Annotated in this window: 16 protein-coding genes; 11 read left to right on the plus strand and 5 right to left on the minus strand. The window is 59.0% G+C overall.

Annotated elements, in window-relative coordinates; all coding sequences use genetic code 11:
* Nucleotides 1-169 precede the first annotated feature (169 nt).
* The 6 genes from ACYJRZ_RS07555 (at nt 170) to ACYJRZ_RS07580 (ending at nt 6,371) form a co-directional block, all read left to right on the plus strand.
* The gene (locus ACYJRZ_RS07555) at nt 170-1,195 is read left to right on the plus strand and encodes a substrate-binding domain-containing protein (RefSeq protein ID WP_459457624.1); all 1,026 of its coding nucleotides are present in this window, start codon (nt 170-172) and stop codon (nt 1,193-1,195) included.
* Between the two features lie 170 nt (nt 1,196-1,365).
* Nucleotides 1,366-2,430, plus strand: a complete 1,065-nt coding sequence (locus tag ACYJRZ_RS07560) for an ABC transporter permease (protein ID WP_459457626.1) — start codon at nt 1,366-1,368, stop codon at nt 2,428-2,430.
* Complete coding sequence (locus tag ACYJRZ_RS07565) at nt 2,406-3,215, plus strand: ATP-binding cassette domain-containing protein (RefSeq protein ID WP_459457628.1); 810 nt, start codon at nt 2,406-2,408, stop codon at nt 3,213-3,215. Before ACYJRZ_RS07560 ends, ACYJRZ_RS07565 begins: the two co-directional genes overlap by 25 nt.
* Complete coding sequence (locus tag ACYJRZ_RS07570; protein ID WP_459457630.1) at nt 3,212-3,844, plus strand: nucleoside triphosphate hydrolase; 633 nt, start codon at nt 3,212-3,214, stop codon at nt 3,842-3,844. Before ACYJRZ_RS07565 ends, ACYJRZ_RS07570 begins: the two co-directional genes overlap by 4 nt.
* 143 nt (nt 3,845-3,987) lie before the next feature.
* The gene (pyrC, locus tag ACYJRZ_RS07575) at nt 3,988-5,028 is read left to right on the plus strand and encodes a dihydroorotase (RefSeq protein WP_459457632.1); all 1,041 of its coding nucleotides are present in this window, start codon (nt 3,988-3,990) and stop codon (nt 5,026-5,028) included.
* A 191-nt stretch (nt 5,029-5,219) separates the two neighbouring features.
* Nucleotides 5,220-6,371 carry a GGDEF domain-containing protein gene (locus ACYJRZ_RS07580; protein WP_459458685.1) on the plus strand — a complete coding sequence of 384 codons (1,152 nt, stop codon included), beginning with the start codon at nt 5,220-5,222 and terminating at the stop codon, nt 6,369-6,371.
* Nucleotides 6,372-6,409: 38 nt separating this feature from the next.
* Here the strand turns inward: ACYJRZ_RS07580 and ACYJRZ_RS07585 are convergent, their stop codons facing one another.
* Both ACYJRZ_RS07585 and ACYJRZ_RS07590 read right to left on the minus strand, forming a co-directional pair.
* Complete coding sequence (locus ACYJRZ_RS07585; RefSeq protein WP_459457634.1) at nt 6,410-6,889, minus strand: anthrone oxygenase family protein; 480 nt, start codon at nt 6,887-6,889, stop codon at nt 6,410-6,412.
* Nucleotides 6,886-7,716 (minus strand): NmrA family NAD(P)-binding protein, encoded by an 831-nt coding sequence (locus ACYJRZ_RS07590; RefSeq protein WP_459457636.1) that lies wholly within the window; start codon nt 7,714-7,716, stop codon nt 6,886-6,888. Before ACYJRZ_RS07590 ends, ACYJRZ_RS07585 begins: the two co-directional genes overlap by 4 nt.
* A gap of 99 nt (nt 7,717-7,815) precedes the next feature.
* Between ACYJRZ_RS07590 and ACYJRZ_RS07595 the strand changes: the two genes are divergently transcribed.
* The 3 genes from ACYJRZ_RS07595 to ACYJRZ_RS07605 all read left to right on the plus strand — a co-directional run bounded on the left by ACYJRZ_RS07595 (nt 7,816) and on the right by ACYJRZ_RS07605 (nt 10,293).
* The gene (locus tag ACYJRZ_RS07595; protein WP_459457638.1) at nt 7,816-8,466 is read left to right on the plus strand and encodes a TetR family transcriptional regulator; all 651 of its coding nucleotides are present in this window, start codon (nt 7,816-7,818) and stop codon (nt 8,464-8,466) included.
* Nucleotides 8,467-8,591: 125 nt separating this feature from the next.
* On the plus strand, nt 8,592-9,290 hold the full coding sequence (locus ACYJRZ_RS07600) for an orotate phosphoribosyltransferase (protein ID WP_459457640.1): 699 nt from the start codon (nt 8,592-8,594) through the stop codon (nt 9,288-9,290).
* 76 nt (nt 9,291-9,366) lie between these two features.
* The gene (locus tag ACYJRZ_RS07605; protein ID WP_459457642.1) at nt 9,367-10,293 is read left to right on the plus strand and encodes a carbohydrate kinase family protein; all 927 of its coding nucleotides are present in this window, start codon (nt 9,367-9,369) and stop codon (nt 10,291-10,293) included.
* Between the two features lie 81 nt (nt 10,294-10,374).
* On the opposite strand, the gene pgi is transcribed toward ACYJRZ_RS07605, so the two are convergent.
* Together pgi and ACYJRZ_RS07615 are read right to left on the minus strand one after the other, a co-directional pair.
* A complete protein-coding gene (pgi, locus tag ACYJRZ_RS07610) occupies nt 10,375-12,000 on the minus strand; it encodes a glucose-6-phosphate isomerase (RefSeq protein ID WP_459457644.1) in 1,626 nt (541 codons plus the stop codon).
* A 175-nt stretch (nt 12,001-12,175) separates the two neighbouring features.
* A complete protein-coding gene (locus tag ACYJRZ_RS07615) occupies nt 12,176-13,873 on the minus strand; it encodes a long-chain-fatty-acid--CoA ligase (protein ID WP_459457646.1) in 1,698 nt (565 codons plus the stop codon).
* A 346-nt stretch (nt 13,874-14,219) separates the two neighbouring features.
* Here ACYJRZ_RS07615 and ACYJRZ_RS07620 point away from each other — a divergent pair, with 346 nt between their 5' ends.
* Complete coding sequence (locus ACYJRZ_RS07620; protein ID WP_015338697.1) at nt 14,220-14,612, plus strand: PRC-barrel domain-containing protein; 393 nt, start codon at nt 14,220-14,222, stop codon at nt 14,610-14,612.
* Nucleotides 14,613-14,669: 57 nt separating this feature from the next.
* On the opposite strand, the gene ACYJRZ_RS07625 is transcribed toward ACYJRZ_RS07620, so the two are convergent.
* On the minus strand, nt 14,670-15,065 hold the full coding sequence (locus ACYJRZ_RS07625; protein WP_459457649.1) for a VOC family protein: 396 nt from the start codon (nt 15,063-15,065) through the stop codon (nt 14,670-14,672).
* A gap of 178 nt (nt 15,066-15,243) precedes the next feature.
* On the opposite strand from ACYJRZ_RS07625, the gene ACYJRZ_RS07630 reads away from it, so the two are divergent.
* Nucleotides 15,244-15,627, plus strand: coding sequence for a YciI family protein (locus ACYJRZ_RS07630; protein ID WP_459457651.1), 384 nt, complete (start codon nt 15,244-15,246; stop codon nt 15,625-15,627).
* The last annotated feature ends 5 nt before the right edge of the window (nt 15,628-15,632 follow it).

Genomic DNA, 15,632 nt, shown 5'->3' on the forward strand with positions numbered 1-15,632 from the left:
TATTTATTGACAGCCGGAAATCTTTAAGCTCAGATATGGGGTAGGAGATGCGCATATGGCCGTGGAGGAGGTCCACTGGAAATAATCCGACAGGCATGGCGCGCCTTCAAGCCGGGTTGAGGCCCGGGGCTGCCGGACGGTCCGGCTTTTTAAACATCGGGAGGATTGAATGAAGAAATCTGTTATTTCCGCAGCAGTCGCCGCTCTGGCGATCGGCGTTGCGTTTGCCGCTCCGGCTAAGGCCGCCGGCGTATCCGCCTGCCTCATCACCAAGACCGATACCAACCCCTTCTTCGTCAAGATGAAGGAAGGCGCGACCGCCAAGGCCAAGGAACTCGGCGTGACGCTGAAGTCCTACGCCGGCAAGATCGATGGTGACAGCGAAAGCCAGGTTGCCGCGATCGAAAGCTGTATCGCCGATGGCGCCAAGGGTATCCTGATCACCGCATCCGACACCAAGGGCATCGTCCCTTCGGTCAAGAAGGCACGCGATGCCGGCCTGCTTGTGATCGCGCTCGACACGCCGCTCGAGCCGGCCAATGCGGCTGACGCCACTTTCGCCACGGACAATCTCCTTGCTGGCAAGCTCGTCGGACAGTGGGCCAAGGAAACGCTGGGCGACAAGGCCAAGGATGCGAAGATCGGCTTCCTCGATCTGACGCCGTCGCAGCCCTCCGTCGACGTTCTGCGCGACCAGGGCTTCATGATGGGCTTCGGCATCGACCCGAAGGATCCGAACAAGATCGGCGACGAAACCGATCCGCGTATCGTCGGCCATGACGTCACCAACGGCAACGAAGAGGGCGGTCGCAAGGCCATGGAAAACCTTCTGCAGAAGGACTCCAGCATCAACGTCATTCACACGATCAATGAGCCGGCTGCAACCGGCGCCTATCAGGCTCTGAAGGCCGTCGGCCTCGAAAAGCAGGTCCTGATCGTATCGATCGACGGCGGCTGCCCCGGCGTTAAGTCGGTCAAGGATGGCGTGATCGGCGCAACTGCTCAGCAGTATCCGCTGATGATGGCGGCTCTCGGCGTCGAGGCGATCAAGAAATTCGCCGATAGCGGCGAAAAGCCGAAGCCGACCGAAGGCAAGAGCTTCTTCGACACTGGCGTTTCTCTGGTGACTGACAAGCCGGTCTCCGGTCTCAAGTCCATCGACACCAAGGAAGGCCTGAACAAGTGCTGGGGCTAAGCCCCTCACAAGTGATATAGTCCCTTCGGGAGCCGCGTCATGCGCCTGCTGGCGCGGCTCTCTTGCAGGGAGCAGACAATCGAAACAGTCACGTCGGTCGGGTTCAGATCCTGGCTGGCCCCCAACAGCCGGCGGTTTCCGCGCATGTGCGCGGTGGCGGAGGAATAATTATGTCCGGAGCACAGGAATTCGAACGTGTTCTCGACGGCAGCGATAAGAATGTCGCTTCGTTTGAGCACAACGATGTCTCTCTTTTGAAGCGCGTGCAGCACTTCCTTCATTCGACGCCGGCGGCGGTGCCGCTCATCGTCTTGGTAATGGCCATCGTGATCTTCGGTATCGCGATCGGCGGGCGGTTCTTTTCCGCCTATACGCTGACGCTCATCCTGCAGCAGATCGCCATCGTCGGTATTCTCGGCGCGGCCCAGACACTGGTCATCCTGACCGCGGGCATCGATCTCTCGATCGGCGTCATCATGGTCATCTCCTCGGTCGTCATGGGAAATGTCGCCGTGACATACGGCCTGCCGACGCCGATTGCCATCGCGGCCGGCATGGTGGTGGGCGGCCTCTGCGGACTGCTCAACGGCTTCCTCGTCGCCAATATGAAGCTGCCGCCGTTCATCGTGACGCTCGGCACTTGGAATATCGTCATGGCGACGAACTTCATTTATTCCGCCAACGAAACCATCCGCGATACCGATGTCGATGAAAAGGCGCCGCTGCTGCATCTGTTCGCCGCCAGTTTCCGTGTCGGTGGCGCGGTGCTCACCCTAGGCGTTATCGCCATGGTGCTCCTCGTCATCGGTCTCTGGTACGTGCTTAACCATACGGCCGGGGGTAGGCATGTCTATGCCGTCGGCGACGATCCGGAAGCGGCGAAACTCGCCGGTATCCAGACCAAGAAGGTTCTTCTCGCGGTCTATGGCGTATCGGGGCTGATCGCCGCGCTTGCCGCCTGGGTCTCCATCGGCCGTAACGGCTCGGTCTCGCCGTCTTCTGCGGTGACCGATTTCAATCTTCAGGCGATCACCGCGACCGTGATCGGCGGCATCTCGCTCTTCGGTGGCCGTGGCTCGATCCTCGGCACGCTCTTCGGCGCCATGATCGTCGGCGTCGTCTCCATGGGCCTCAACATGCTCGGCGCCGACCCGCAATGGAAGGTGCTTCTGACCGGCGTGCTCATCATCGGCGCCGTCGCGATCGATCAATGGATCAGAAAGGTATCGGCATGACCACAACCGTCGAACCCATCCTCACTGCCCGCGGTCTCGTCAAGCGTTATGGCCGCGTGACCGCGCTCGACAACGCCGATTTCGATCTTTATCCCGGCGAGATCCTTGCCGTCATCGGCGACAACGGCGCCGGAAAATCCTCGCTGATCAAGGCGATCTCCGGTGCGGTCACGCCCGATGAAGGCGAGATCAAGCTGGAAGGCAAGGCCGTCCACTTCCGCTCGCCGATGGAAGCGCGGGAAGCCGGTATCGAAACGGTCTACCAGAACCTGGCACTGTCGCCGGCGCTCTCGATCGCCGACAACATGTTCCTCGGCCGCGAAGTGCGCAGGCCCGGCATTCTCGGATCCGTTTTCCGCATGCTCGACCGGCCGGCCATGGAAAAGCGCGCCCGCGATAAGCTCTCAGAACTCGGCCTGATGACGATCCAGAACATCAATCAGGCGGTGGAAACGCTCTCTGGCGGTCAGCGTCAGGGTGTTGCCGTTGCCCGTGCCGCCGCCTTCGGCTCCAAGGTCGTCATTATGGACGAGCCGACCGCCGCACTCGGCGTCAAGGAAAGTCGCAAGGTTCTGGAGCTTATCCTCGATGTGCGTGCCCGCGGCTTGCCGATCGTGCTGATCTCGCACAATATGCCGCACGTCTTCGAGGTTGCGGACCGTATCCATATCCATCGCCTTGGACGACGCCTGACCGTCATCAATCCCAAGGATTATTCGATGTCCGACGCCGTTGCCTTCATGACCGGCGCCAAGGCTCCGCCGGTCGAGAATGTCGCTGCATGAGTGTATCCCTTGACGATGTTGCCGGCGAGATTATTGCGCGCGCCGGCAACGTGAAACGCTTCCTGATTGCGATTGCCGGCCCGCCAGGCGCCGGCAAATCCACCCTGGCCGATAATGTCGCCAAGGCATTGAAGGCGAGAGGCGAAAGCGCCGAAGTCCTGCCGATGGACGGCTTCCACATGGATAACGCCGTTCTCATTGAAAAGGGGCTTTTGAGGCGGAAGGGCGTGCCTGAGAGCTTCGATGTGCGCGCCTTTCTCGATATCGTCAAAGCGGTGCGCGCAGCCGACCAGGAGGTTCTGGTTCCGGTCTTCGACCGTTCGAGAGAGATTGCCATCGCGTCTGCCCGCATCGTCTCGGCCGAGCACCGCTTCATCGTGATCGAGGGCAATTATCTGCTGTTCAGCCAGGGAAAATGGGCTGAGCTGGAAGGCATGTTCGATTATTCGATCATGCTCGCGCCGCCGATGGAGGTACTCGAGGAGCGCCTTTGGGCGCGCTGGAGAGGCTATGATCTCGATGAAGAAGCCGCCCGGGCCAAGGTCTATGGCAATGATCTGCCGAACGGCCGGCTGATCCTTGAGAACCGCCGCGGCGCAGACGTCACTATCGATATCGTACAGGATTGACCTCGCCCATCATTTAACCGCCGTCGCGGATTGTTTTGCCGGGGCGGATGGTGCTATCGAAGCGCGATAGCAGAAGTACGGTCCCGAAAAGGCTGAAGTAGCCTTCTGAAGAGATCGCGCTCACATTTCCAGAGGTCGCGCCCATGCAAAAGCTCACCATCCGCCGTCCTGACGACTGGCATCTGCATTTGCGTGACGGGGCCATGCTGGAAGGCGTGATAGCCGATACCTCCAGGCATTTCGCCCGGGCCATCATCATGCCCAATCTCGTGCCGCCCGTCGTAACGACGGCAGATGCGGCTGCCTATCGTGAGCGTATTCTGAAGGCATTGCCACCAGGCGATCGCTTCCAGCCATTAATGACGCTCTATCTCACCGAGCACACCAGCGCGGACGATGTCGAAGAGGGCAGGAAGAGCGGCCTCATTACCGCCGTCAAACTCTATCCGGCCGGTGCGACGACCAACTCCCATGGCGGCGTGCGCGATCTGAATAAGGCAATGCCCGTGCTGGAGCGCATGGCGAAGATCGGCTTGCCGCTCTGCGTTCATGGTGAGGTCACCACGCCGGAGGTGGATATTTTCGATCGCGAGGCCGTGTTCATCGAAACCGTGCTCGATCCCTTGCGCCAGCGCCTACCGGAACTGAAGGTCACGATGGAACATGTGACCACGTCGGATGGCGTCAACTACATCAAATCGGCAAAGGCCAACCTCGCCGGCTCGATCACTACGCATCACCTGATCATCAATCGCAATGCCATACTGGTCGGCGGCATTCGCCCGCATTATTACTGCTTGCCGGTCGCCAAGCGCGAAAGCCATCGTTTGGCCTTGCGTGCGGCTGCAACCAGCGGCGACGCCAGGTTCTTCCTGGGCACGGATTCGGCTCCGCATGTCGATCCGCTGAAGGAATGTGCTTGCGGTTGCGCGGGCATTTATACGTCGATCAATACTATGAGCTGCCTTGCCCATGTCTTCGAGCAGGAAGGTGCATTGGATAAGCTTGAAGCTTTTGCGTCGCTGAATGGCCCGGCCTGGTACGGCCTGCCCGTCAATAAGGATAGCATCACGCTTGTACGCCGGGCTGAGGCCGTGACTTTCCCGGCTAAGATCGAGACCGGCGCCGGCCCGGTCACTGTTTTCGATCCGATGTTCCCATTGCATTGGGATGTCGAGATTTAGTAGGATCATACATAAGTAAATTCAAATACAAAACTATATTGCGGCAACCAATTGGTGTTTGCCGCGATATGAAACGTATATTTTGTTGAAATATATTTTCTTTATTATTTGCCGTAACTAATTTGATACGCCTGAAGGCCTAGTGTGCCGGTGACACCTTGCGGTAGAAACCAAACCGTCGAAAGAGCATGATGCTGGTCGATTACAACTCGCTTCTTCTAGCCCTCGGTGTTTCCGCATCATGCCTTGCGGTCACGTTGGTCGGAAGCTGGTTTTCACGTCGGCCCGATACGTTTCTCCTGACGTGTTCCGCTGGCCTTGTGCCTATCGTCGGCGGAATCTTCACCTATGGCGCCTATGTTGACCATCCCAGGCCGATTTTCGCCATTTTGACGTTCGTCTTATTCTTCCTCGGCTTCGCGACGATTTGGGTGGCGGGTTATCAGTTTCGCACGGGTCGCCTTTCCAAGATCCGCTTTGCCCTTGGTTGCTTGTCTGGCATAACAGCATCGATCGGACCGATGCTTGTCGGTTATGACGGTCTGGCTTTCATCGCCGATAACCTAGTCATCTGCGTGCTGCTGCTTCTGACGGCGCGCGAATATTGGCTCAGCCGGCGCGAAGCGCCGACGCCGCTTTACGGCATTACCGCGCTCTACACACTGACGGCGATTTCCTTTGCCTTGTGCGCGGCCGTGCTGATCGTCGATGGCAGGCTCGTGCTCGGTCATGCGCCGGATAACTGGGCGGAGGATGTCAGTCTCGCCGTCTGTATCGCTGGAATGACCGGGATAGGGGCTCTATCGCTTGCTTTGCACCAGTGGCGCCAAGCTGCGTTGCATCGACGGGAGGCGATTACCGACTCCCTGACCGGGCTACTCAATCGCCGCGCGCTGTTCGATCTCTACGGCCGCCGGACCTTCGGTCCCTCGATGGCCGTCATCATCTTCGATATCGATCGCTTCAAAGCGATCAACGATCAGCACGGCCATGCCGCCGGCGATCTCGTGCTCAAGCTTTTCGGCCGGGAACTCGCCTTCGGTTTGCGGCCTTCCGACACGGTGGCGCGTCTGGGAGGCGAGGAATTTGCGCTTGTTCTAGACAACGTGCTACCAGGTCGCGCGGAGCAGGTTGCAGAGCGGGTGCGTGATGCCTTTGCCGCACGTGAGATCAGCATCGAAGGCAAATCTTTCGCCTGCACCGTCAGTGCCGGTATCGCGACCGGTACCGCCAAAGGGCTCGGTTTCGACGATGTGCTACGCGCCGCCGACAAGGCGCTTTATGCGGCAAAGCGAAATGGCCGCAACCGTGTGGAGGTCGCGGCCTATCTGCGGGCGGTCTAGCCGGCCGTTTTGGCTGGTGCCCCATCATTTCCAGGCTTTCAGAACATGGCCTTCACGAAGGCGCATGCGGCGAGCAGCGAGGCGACCGTGCGCACATGGTTCCATCGCATCCAGTCGCTGAGATAGGTCGACCAAAATTGTGTCGCCTCGGGTGAATGGCCGTCGACCTTATCGAGTGCATCGTTCAGGGGCACGTTGAACACCATGGTCGAAAGAAAGCTCGCGCCGATATAGAGCGCGGCGCCTGTCAGCATCATCACGCTCACGCTGCCCCGCCAATCGATGGTGGCCATAACGGCGATGAAGAGCGACAGCGCGGCCGTCAGCAGGAACAGCACGATGAAGGGCGAACGCACGATCGTAACGTTGATCGATTGCATGGCAGCAATCCCTTGATCGACCGGAAGGCGGGCAAGGGACTGCATAACGAACGTCGAGAAGGCGAAATAGACGCCGGCGAGAAGGCCGCTGCTGAGCGCGGCGATGATGAGAGCGATATTCGTGATCGGAAAGGTCATGACTGGACACTCCAGATGCCGGTTGCGGCGGTTTCACGTGCATAATTGGAAAAATCTTTAGGCTGCCTGCCGAGGATCTGGCTTATGCCGTGCATGACAGGTGAATTGCGGCCGTCAAGAACCTGCGTGAAAAGCTCACGCAGGAGGTCGGTGGTTTCCTGTGGCAGGCCATAAGCCGTCATCTCGGCGATGAAAACGTCGATCGGAACCGGTTCGTATTCGATGGGTCTGTTCGAAGCCGTCGCGATTTCGGAAACCGCCTGGCGGAAGGTTAAAGCGCGGGGTCCCGTCAGTTCGTACGTTTGGTTGCGGTGATGCGGATCGATAAGACATTCGACGGCCGCATCCGCGATGTCGTCTGCGTTGATGAAAGGCTCAGGGACATCGCCGGCCGGCAGAGCGAGCTTGCCCTGCAAAAGGCTGTCCACGAAGGCGCCCTCGCTGAAATTTTGGTTGAACCAGCTGGCGCGCAGCACAGTGTAGCCGATGCCGGTGGCCTTGAGGGTTTCCTCGCTACGAACGGCTCCCTCTTCACCGCGCCCGGAAAGCAGCACGATGTGTTCCACACCCGCCTCGATAGCGGTTTTTGTTAGAGCGCCGATGGTCTCCGCCGCCCAGTCAACTGAAAGGTCCGGCTGGAACGTGACGTAAGCGGTGGAAGCGCCGTCCAGTGCCTCCCGCCAGGTACTGCGATCCTGCCAATCGAAGCGTGGTGTCGTTGAGCGAGAGGCTGCGCGAGCCGTGATGCCGCGCTTCTTCAGCCGCTCGGCGATCCGACCGCCGGTTTTTCCTAATCCACCGATAATGGCAATTGTCGAGGTCTGCATTTCAAGCTCCTCCGTTCAAAATGTGATAAATTCTCTCATTTGCGAAATGTGATAAACTCTCTTATATTGCTTGTCAACAGTCACAAGGCAGGGAATGACATGGCGCAAGAATCGATTGCGAGACGCAGGCGCAGCAAGGATGAGGCGGGCACACCACGACGCATACCCAGTCAGCAGCGTGGTCGCGAGCGCGTCGACCTCATCCTTTCGGTGGCATCGGAGCTGATTGCGAAAAACGGTAGCGATGCGCTACGCATGGGCGAGATCGTCGAAAAGGCGGGCGTTTCCTTCGGTTCGCTGTACCAATATTTCCCCGACAAGACGGCGATCATCCGCGTACTGGCCGAGCGCTTTAACGAGCAGGGCCGGCAATGCGTCGAAGACGAGCTGTCGGCAATCAAAAGTCGCGATCAGCTCCAATCCGCTCTTGGCCGCATTGTCGATGGCTACTACGCCATGTTTCGGGAAGAGCCCGTCATGCGCGACATCTGGCATGCCACTCAGGCCGACAAGCTGCTGCAGCAGGTCGATGCTGAAGACATGGAATGGCATTCGCTGGCGTTTCTGACCGTCCTAAAACGCCTATGGCCGGAGCGCGACGATTCCGAACTTGCAAGAACGGCCCGATTGACCATGCAGCTTGTTGCGGCTGCGGTGCGCTACGCGATTTCGATCGAGCGGGAAGAGGGCGATAAGGTCATCGAGCTGTTCAAGACCATGCTCCCTGCCGATCTTGGAGTACTGCGCTGATTGCTTCCGGTCACCTTGCAGGGAGCCGCCGAGAGGATATCGGCAAAAGCTTTCATACGTCTGGAAACTCGGGCCGCTTGCTGCTATTGCCGCTGGAACATTAGCGCTCGCGAAGGAGGCCTCGCATGACCCAGATGATATTCACCGATCGCACTGTCATGGCTGAGCTGATGGCCAGGATGCTTTGGGAGATCAAGGCGGTCCACTTCAACGCCGACAAGCCCTATAAGTTCGCGTCCGGAATGGCGAGCCCGGTCTATATCGATTGCCGCAAGCTGATTTCCTATCCGCGCATCCGCTCGACGGTCATGGATTTCGCCGCAAGCCTCATCGTTCGCAATGTCGGCTTCGAACAGTTCGATTGCGTCGCCGGCGGCGAGACGGCGGGCATCCCCTTCGCCGCCTTCCTGGCCGAGCGCCTGAACCTGCCGATGATCTATGTGCGCAAGCAGCCGAAGGGCCACGGACGCAATGCCCAGATCGAAGGCGACATGAAGGAGGGCGCCCGCGTGCTCGTCATCGAGGATCTGACGACGGCCGGCGGCAGCATGTTCACCTTCATCGACGCGATCCGCGCGGCCGGCGGCATCGTCGATCACGGCATGGCGCTGTTCTACTACGGCATTTTCTCCGAGGCGGTGGAACGCTTTGCCAACCGGAAGGTGAACCTGCAGTACATCACGACCTGGCGCGAAGTGCTCGCAGTCGCCAAGCAACAGAAGCTGTTCGACGACAAGACGCTGGAGGAAGTCGAGGCGTTTCTCAATGCGCCGCTCGCCTGGTCCGGCCGGAACGGCGGTATTTCGGAGCTGCCCACAAACTGACGCTTTGCTTTTGCACTGAATCTATCTAATCGATTTATGTAATGGACACGATGGACGCGCTCTTTGGGAGGCCGGAATGATTTTGTGCTGTGGCGAGGCTTTGATCGACATGCTGCCGCGGGATACGACGCTGGGTGAAAAGGGCTTTGCCCCCTATGCCGGCGGCGCGATTTTCAATACCGCGATCGCGCTTGGCCGCCTTGGCATTCCCACGGGCTTCTTCACCGGCATTGCCGACGACATGATGGGCGAAATCCTGCGCGACACATTGGCGGCCGCCAAGGTGGATTTCAGCTATTGCGCCATCACGCCGCGTCCAAGCACGATTGCTTTCGTCAAGCTCGTCAATGGTCAGGCGACCTATGCCTTCTACGATGAAGGCACGGCTGGCCGTATGATTACCGAGGCGGATCTCCCGACGCTCAGTACTGATTGCGAAGCTCTGCATTTCGGCGCGATCAGCCTCATCCCCGATCCCTGCGGCGCGACCTACGAGGCGCTGATGAAGCGCGAGCATCAGAGCCGCGTCATCTCGCTCGATCCGAACATCCGCCCAGGCTTCATCAAGGACAAGGCGGCTCATATGGGCCGCATCAGCCGGATGGCTGCCATGTCCGACATTCTCAAATTCTCCGATGAGGATCTGGAATGGTTCGGCATTGCAGGCAATCACGACGAACTCGCCGCCCATTGGCTGAACCAAGGCGCGAAGCTCGTCGTCATCACCAAGGGTGCGGAAGGCGCAACCGGCTACACCAAGTCGCTGAAGGTCTCGGTACCGAGCGAGCGCGTCACCGTCGTCGATACTGTAGGGGCTGGCGATACCTTCGATGCGGGCATTCTTGCATCGTTGAAGATGAGCAATCTGCTGACCAAGGCGCAGGTAGCTTCGCTGAACGAGAAGGCGTTGCAAGATGCGCTGGCTCTGGGCGCCAAGGCTGCGGCGGTGACTGTGTCGCGTGCGGGTGCAAATCCGCCCTGGGCGCATGAGATCGGTCTTTAAGCAGATCGACTTTTAACGCTTCCAATAAAAAATCCCGCCTGACGTGCCAGGCGGGATTTTTTCATTTCCGATGAGGGTATTTTACTTCGCGCGGCTTGCCAGCGCAGCCACAAGCCCTTGCGTCGAGGAGTCGTGGCCGGCGGCGCTTTCCTTGCCTTCGATGACGGGCAGCAGACCCGTTGCCAGTTCCTTGCCGAGTTCGACACCCCATTGATCGAAGGAGTTGATGCGGAAGAGCACGCCCTCGACGAAGACGCGATGTTCGTAAAGCGCGATCAGGCGTCCCAGCGCAAAGGGCGTCAGCTTGTCATAGACGAAGGTGATCGACGGGCGGTTGCCGGTAAAGACGCGGTGCGGCGCGATGAATTCAGCCTTCTTGTCGTCCATGCCCTTGGAGGTGAGCTGAGCCTTGGCTTCCTCGAAGGTGCGGCCCTTCATCAGCGCTTCCGACTGCGCCAGGCAGTTGGCCATCAGCAGGTCGTGCTGGTGGCGCAGCTCCGGCTCGAAGCCGTTGGCGGCGATCATGAATTCGGCCGGGATGATGCTCGTACCCTGGTGGATGAGCTGATAGAAGGCGTGCTGGCCGTTGGTGCCTGGCTCGCCCCAGACGACCGGGCCGGAATTGCCTTCAACCGGCGTGCCGTCGATGGTGACACCCTTACCGTTCGACTCCATATCCAGCTGCTGCAGATAGGCCGGGAAGCGCGACAGGCGCTGGTCATAGGGCAGGATCGCGCGTGTCGGATAGCCGAGCACGTTGCGGTGATAGAAGCCGATGAGGCCGAGCAGCATCGGCAGGTTTTCCTTGAAGGGCGCCTGGCGGAAATGATTGTCCATCGCATGCGCGCCATCGAGGAACTTGCCGAAGTTTTCCGGGCCGATCGCGATCATCAGCGGCAGGCCGATGGCCGACCAGATCGAGTAGCGGCCGCCGACCCAATCCCAGAAGCCGAAGACGCGCTCGCTGTCGATGCCGAAGGCGGCAACCTTGTCGAGCGCCGTCGATACGGCGGCGAAGTGATGTTGCACGGCGGCTTCGCCGAGTGCATCGGCGATGAACTTGCGCGCAGTCTGGGCGTTCGTCATCGTTTCGATGGTCGTGAAGGTCTTGGAAGCGACGATGAAGAGCGTCGTTTCCGGCTTAACCAGCTTCAGGATATCGGCGATATGGGCGCCGTCGATGTTGGAGATGAAATGCGAGCGCGGGCCGTCGTGATAGGGGGCGAGTGCCAGCGTCGCCATGACCGGTCCGAGATCGGAGCCGCCGATGCCGATGTTGATGACATCGGTGATCGTCTTGCCCGTCGAGCCCTTCAGTGCGCCCGAGCGGATGCCGTCGGCAAACTTGCCCATGGCGGCCAGAACCGCATTGACGTCGAGCATGACATCCTTGCCTTCGACGAGCACCGGCTTGTTGGAGCGGTTGCGCAGCGCGGTGTGCAGGACGGCGCGGTTTTCGGTGAAGTTGATCGCGACGCCGGAGAACATTTCCTCGCGCTTGGCGGCAACGCCGCCCTCGGCTGCGAGCTTCTCGAGCAGAGCAAGAATGTCGTCGTTAACTGCCGTCTTGGAGTAATCCATCAGCAGGTCGTCGAACGAGGCGCTGAAGCGGGAAAAGCGTTTGGAATCGGCGGCGAAGGCGGCGCGAATATCCGTGGCCTTCGTTGCCGATGCGGTGCTCTTCAGTTGATCGACGAGGGCGTTCATGGGAGGCTCCTTGCGGTTCGCGCTGCTGGCCTTCAAGACCGGGCCAAGCGCTTTGAGTTTGGTCGCGAAAACTATTCCCTATGTAGGGCGTAAATCAAGTTCACCTATCGCCCAAAACGAAAAAAGCCGCTCGTGAAACAAGCACGAGCGGCTTCCTCCATGACACGGAATTATGTCAGCCGCGCAACTCCTTACGCAGGATCTTGCCGACATTCGATTTCGGCAGTTCGGTGCGGAATTCGATGAAGCGCGGGCGTTTGTAATTGGTCAGGTTTTCAGCGCAATGGGCCTTGACGTCAGCCTCCGTCAAAGCCGAGTCCTTCTTGACGATGAAGAGCTTCACCGCTTCGCCGGAATGCGGGTCGGGCACCCCGATTGCCGCGGCCTCGAGAACGCCCGGATGCATGACGGCGACTTCCTCGATCTCGTTCGGATAGACGTTGAAGCCCGAGACCAGGATCATGTCCTTCTTGCGGTCGACGATCTTGGTGTAGCCGCGCTCGTCCATGAAGCCCATGTCGCCGCTACGGAAGAAACCGTCCGGCGTCATCACGCGCGCCGTTTCGGCCGGCTGCTTCCAATAGCCAGCCATGACCTGCGGCCCGCGAATGCAGATTTCACCGACTTCGCCGAGCGGCAGGGAGTTGCCGTTCTCATCGCGAATATCGAAATCGGTGCCGGTGATCGGCAGACCGATCGTGCCGGTAAATTCCGGGCTGTCGAAACGATTGGCGCTTGCCACCGGAGACGTTTCGGAAAGACCGTAGCCCTCGGTGATCCAGGCCCCCGTCATCTTTTGCCACCGCTCGGCGACGGGCCGTTGCACCGCCATGCCGCCGGCGAGCGTTGCCGTATTGGACAGGTCGAGCTTGACGAAATCCGGATTGTTCATCAGCGCGTTGAAGAGGGTGTTCAGGCCGGGGAACATGTCGAACTTGTATTTGCCGAGCTCCTTGATGAAGGCGGGTATGTCGCGTGGATTGGCGATCAGCACATTATGGCCGCCGAGTGACATGCCCATGAGAGAATTCACCGTCAGCGCGAAGATATGATAGAGCGGCAGCGCGCAGACGAAGGTTAGCTGTTCCGGGCGCGGCTTGTTGATATAGGCGGATTGCAGCCAGAGCAGCAATTGCAGCTGATTGGCGAGCAGGTTGGCATGGGTGAGGATCGCGCCTTTGGCAACGCCGGTCGTGCCGCCGGTATATTGCAGGAAGGCGATGTCGCTGCCGGTGAGCTCCGACAGCTTCAAAGGCAGACGCGAGCCCTCGGCGATCACGCTTTTGAAGCGACGGTGGCCGGGAATGGACCAGGCTGGAACGAGCTTCTTCACCTTACGGACGATCAGATTGACGATGTGGCCCTTGACGCCCAGCATGTCGCCGAGCGCGGTTACGACGACATGGCGTACATCCGTATGGGCCAGAACCTGCTCCACCGTATGGGCGAAGTTTTCCAGAACGAAGATCGCTTTAGCGCCGCAGTCGCGTAATTGGTGCTCGAGTTCGCGCGGCGTGTAGAGCGGGTTGACGTTGACGACAACGAGCCCGGCGCGAAGAATGCCGTAAACCGCGATCGGATTTTGCAGCACGTTCGGCATCATGACGGCAACGCGATCACCCTTCTGCAGGCCGAGGCTCTGCAGCCAGGCGGCAATCTTGCGCGTCTGCAGGTCAAGATCCCGATAGATGATGGATTTGCCCATGCTGGTGAAAGCGGGTCTGTCGGCATAGCGCGCGCAGCTTTCCTCCAGCAGTTCGGCAAGCGACGCATGCTCCAGCGGCGGCAGCTCCGCCGGTACGATATCCGGGTAAGAAGCGAGCCATATTTTCTTGACCTGCGGTCTATCCGAAGGAGCGGAGACTGAATTCATGCGCATTTCCTCCTCTACGCACCATCACTACGCTCCGCCGTCATATGCGGCGGCTTTGCAGAGTGTCATTGGACGATCAAAAAGTCTCCCGCTTTTCGCATCGCCGCCTTCTTGCTCTCAATTAAATCACTGGAGCATAAAAGAAGCTACAATAACCTTGACGTAAACGTCAATATTTGTCGTGCGCTCACGTTTTTTTACAATCCTTAAAAAAGTACTGGAACTTTTATGACAACGGAGCGTTAATAGCGCCATGGGCTTAGACCCATCGGAGCATCGTGCTGCCTGAAACGCAGATCGGACGCTCCATAGTTTATGTGACGCGTATCCAAAAGGAGGTGCGCATATGCATAAAGAGAGTGCCGATTTCTCGGGTCGTGATCTTTATATCAAGGACATGTCGATGCTGGTCGCCTGCGACCGCGTCGAAGGGTCCAGAGTGTACGGCTCGGACGGCAAGCAGATTGGTCATATCGAGCGGCTGATGATGGAAAAAAGTGATGGACGCATCGCTTTCGTCATTCTGAGCTTCGGCGGTTTCTTCGGCATTGGCCAGGAGCACTACCGGCTGCCGTGGGAGAAGCTGCGCTACGATGCTCGCATTGACGGCTATCGCGTCAGCATGACCAAGAACGACATCGAAAAGGCGTGCCGCTTCGCTGCCAAGGACGATCACGATCATAAGAATCATGGCCACAAGAGTCACGATTATTTTGGCGTGCCGCCCTATTGGATGTGAACGCGCTGGCGGAACTGCCGGATGCCCCGCCGATGCGGGGCTGGCGCCTTGCTTGGGCTAGCTGAACCGCCCAAGCCTTTGCACTACCTCGATCTTGTAACCATCGGGGTCGGTGACGAAGAACAGCAATGCAAAAAGCTTCCCATCACGATTGAGTTCGATGATCTTGCCAGGGTTGAGCCCGAGCTTGGTCATGCGCGCATGCTCGTCCTTCAGTTCTGAAACCGAAACCGCGAGGTGGCCGTAGGCATCCCCTTGCGCATAAGGCTCGATGCGGCCCTGATTGACGGTCAATTCCAGTTCGAACCCGGTTTCGGCATTACTGAGATAAATTAGGGCGAAGGTTTCGAAGGCAATCCGGTCGGCGACCTTCAGGCCGAAAGCCTTGTCGTAGAACTCTATCGAGCGCGCCTCGTCCAGCACGCGGATCATCGAGTGAATCATCTTGGCCATCGGCATCTCCATAAATCGTCAGGGCATGTCGTTGTAGCCAATGCCATCGGCAGCCAGTGAAGGCAAGCATGAGTAAACTCGCCATATCTCCAGTCGAGTATAGATCCAGGGTTCCCGGATTGCGATCGGTCTGCTTAACTCCCCATCGCTCAAGTATAGGGCTCAAGGGGGAGAAACCATGTACTACGCCATTCTGGCCTATCACGAGGAAAGTATCGTCGAATCCTGGAGCAAGGAGGAGGATACCGCGCTCATGAAGGAGCTTTTGGAGATCAATGACCGCATGGTCGCGCAGAAATTATTAGGGCCGGCTGCGCGTCTCGGATCGACCGAAAACGCCGTCACTTTGCGGGGGCCAGGTGCGGGAATGGTGATCGATGGACCGTTCGCAGAAACCAAGGAACAACTGCTCGGCTTCTACGTCGTCGATTTTCCGACGATCGAGGGCGCGGTGGAGGCCGCGCGCGAATTGCGCCGCGCCAATCCGACAGCCGTCTACGAAATCAGGCCGGTCCTGCTTTACTTGCCTGGCGCATCCTTGCCGTCGGGCGAGGGCAACTGATGGGA

It is taken from the genome of Rhizobium sp. No.120 (assembly GCF_054558365.1).

Excerpts from the sequence above, each read along its gene's own strand:
- ACYJRZ_RS07555 (WP_459457624.1), top strand. The coding sequence starts at position 170 with ATGAAGAAATCTGTTATTTCCGCAGCAGTCGCCGCTCTGGCGATCGGC.
- ACYJRZ_RS07560 (WP_459457626.1), top strand. The coding sequence starts at position 1,366 with ATGTCCGGAGCACAGGAATTCGAACGTGTTCTCGACGGCAGCGATAAG.
- ACYJRZ_RS07565 (WP_459457628.1), top strand. The coding sequence starts at position 2,406 with ATGGATCAGAAAGGTATCGGCATGACCACAACCGTCGAACCCATCCTC.
- ACYJRZ_RS07570 (WP_459457630.1), top strand. The coding sequence starts at position 3,212 with ATGAGTGTATCCCTTGACGATGTTGCCGGCGAGATTATTGCGCGCGCC.
- pyrC (WP_459457632.1), top strand. The coding sequence starts at position 3,988 with ATGCAAAAGCTCACCATCCGCCGTCCTGACGACTGGCATCTGCATTTG.
- ACYJRZ_RS07580 (WP_459458685.1), top strand. The coding sequence starts at position 5,220 with ATGCTGGTCGATTACAACTCGCTTCTTCTAGCCCTCGGTGTTTCCGCA.
- ACYJRZ_RS07585 (WP_459457634.1), bottom strand. The coding sequence starts at position 6,889 with ATGACCTTTCCGATCACGAATATCGCTCTCATCATCGCCGCGCTCAGC.
- ACYJRZ_RS07590 (WP_459457636.1), bottom strand. The coding sequence starts at position 7,716 with ATGCAGACCTCGACAATTGCCATTATCGGTGGATTAGGAAAAACCGGC.
- ACYJRZ_RS07595 (WP_459457638.1), top strand. The coding sequence starts at position 7,816 with ATGGCGCAAGAATCGATTGCGAGACGCAGGCGCAGCAAGGATGAGGCG.
- ACYJRZ_RS07600 (WP_459457640.1), top strand. The coding sequence starts at position 8,592 with ATGACCCAGATGATATTCACCGATCGCACTGTCATGGCTGAGCTGATG.
- ACYJRZ_RS07605 (WP_459457642.1), top strand. The coding sequence starts at position 9,367 with ATGATTTTGTGCTGTGGCGAGGCTTTGATCGACATGCTGCCGCGGGAT.
- pgi (WP_459457644.1), bottom strand. The coding sequence starts at position 12,000 with ATGAACGCCCTCGTCGATCAACTGAAGAGCACCGCATCGGCAACGAAG.
- ACYJRZ_RS07615 (WP_459457646.1), bottom strand. The coding sequence starts at position 13,873 with ATGAATTCAGTCTCCGCTCCTTCGGATAGACCGCAGGTCAAGAAAATA.
- ACYJRZ_RS07620 (WP_015338697.1), top strand. The coding sequence starts at position 14,220 with ATGCATAAAGAGAGTGCCGATTTCTCGGGTCGTGATCTTTATATCAAG.
- ACYJRZ_RS07625 (WP_459457649.1), bottom strand. The coding sequence starts at position 15,065 with ATGGCCAAGATGATTCACTCGATGATCCGCGTGCTGGACGAGGCGCGC.
- ACYJRZ_RS07630 (WP_459457651.1), top strand. The coding sequence starts at position 15,244 with ATGTACTACGCCATTCTGGCCTATCACGAGGAAAGTATCGTCGAATCC.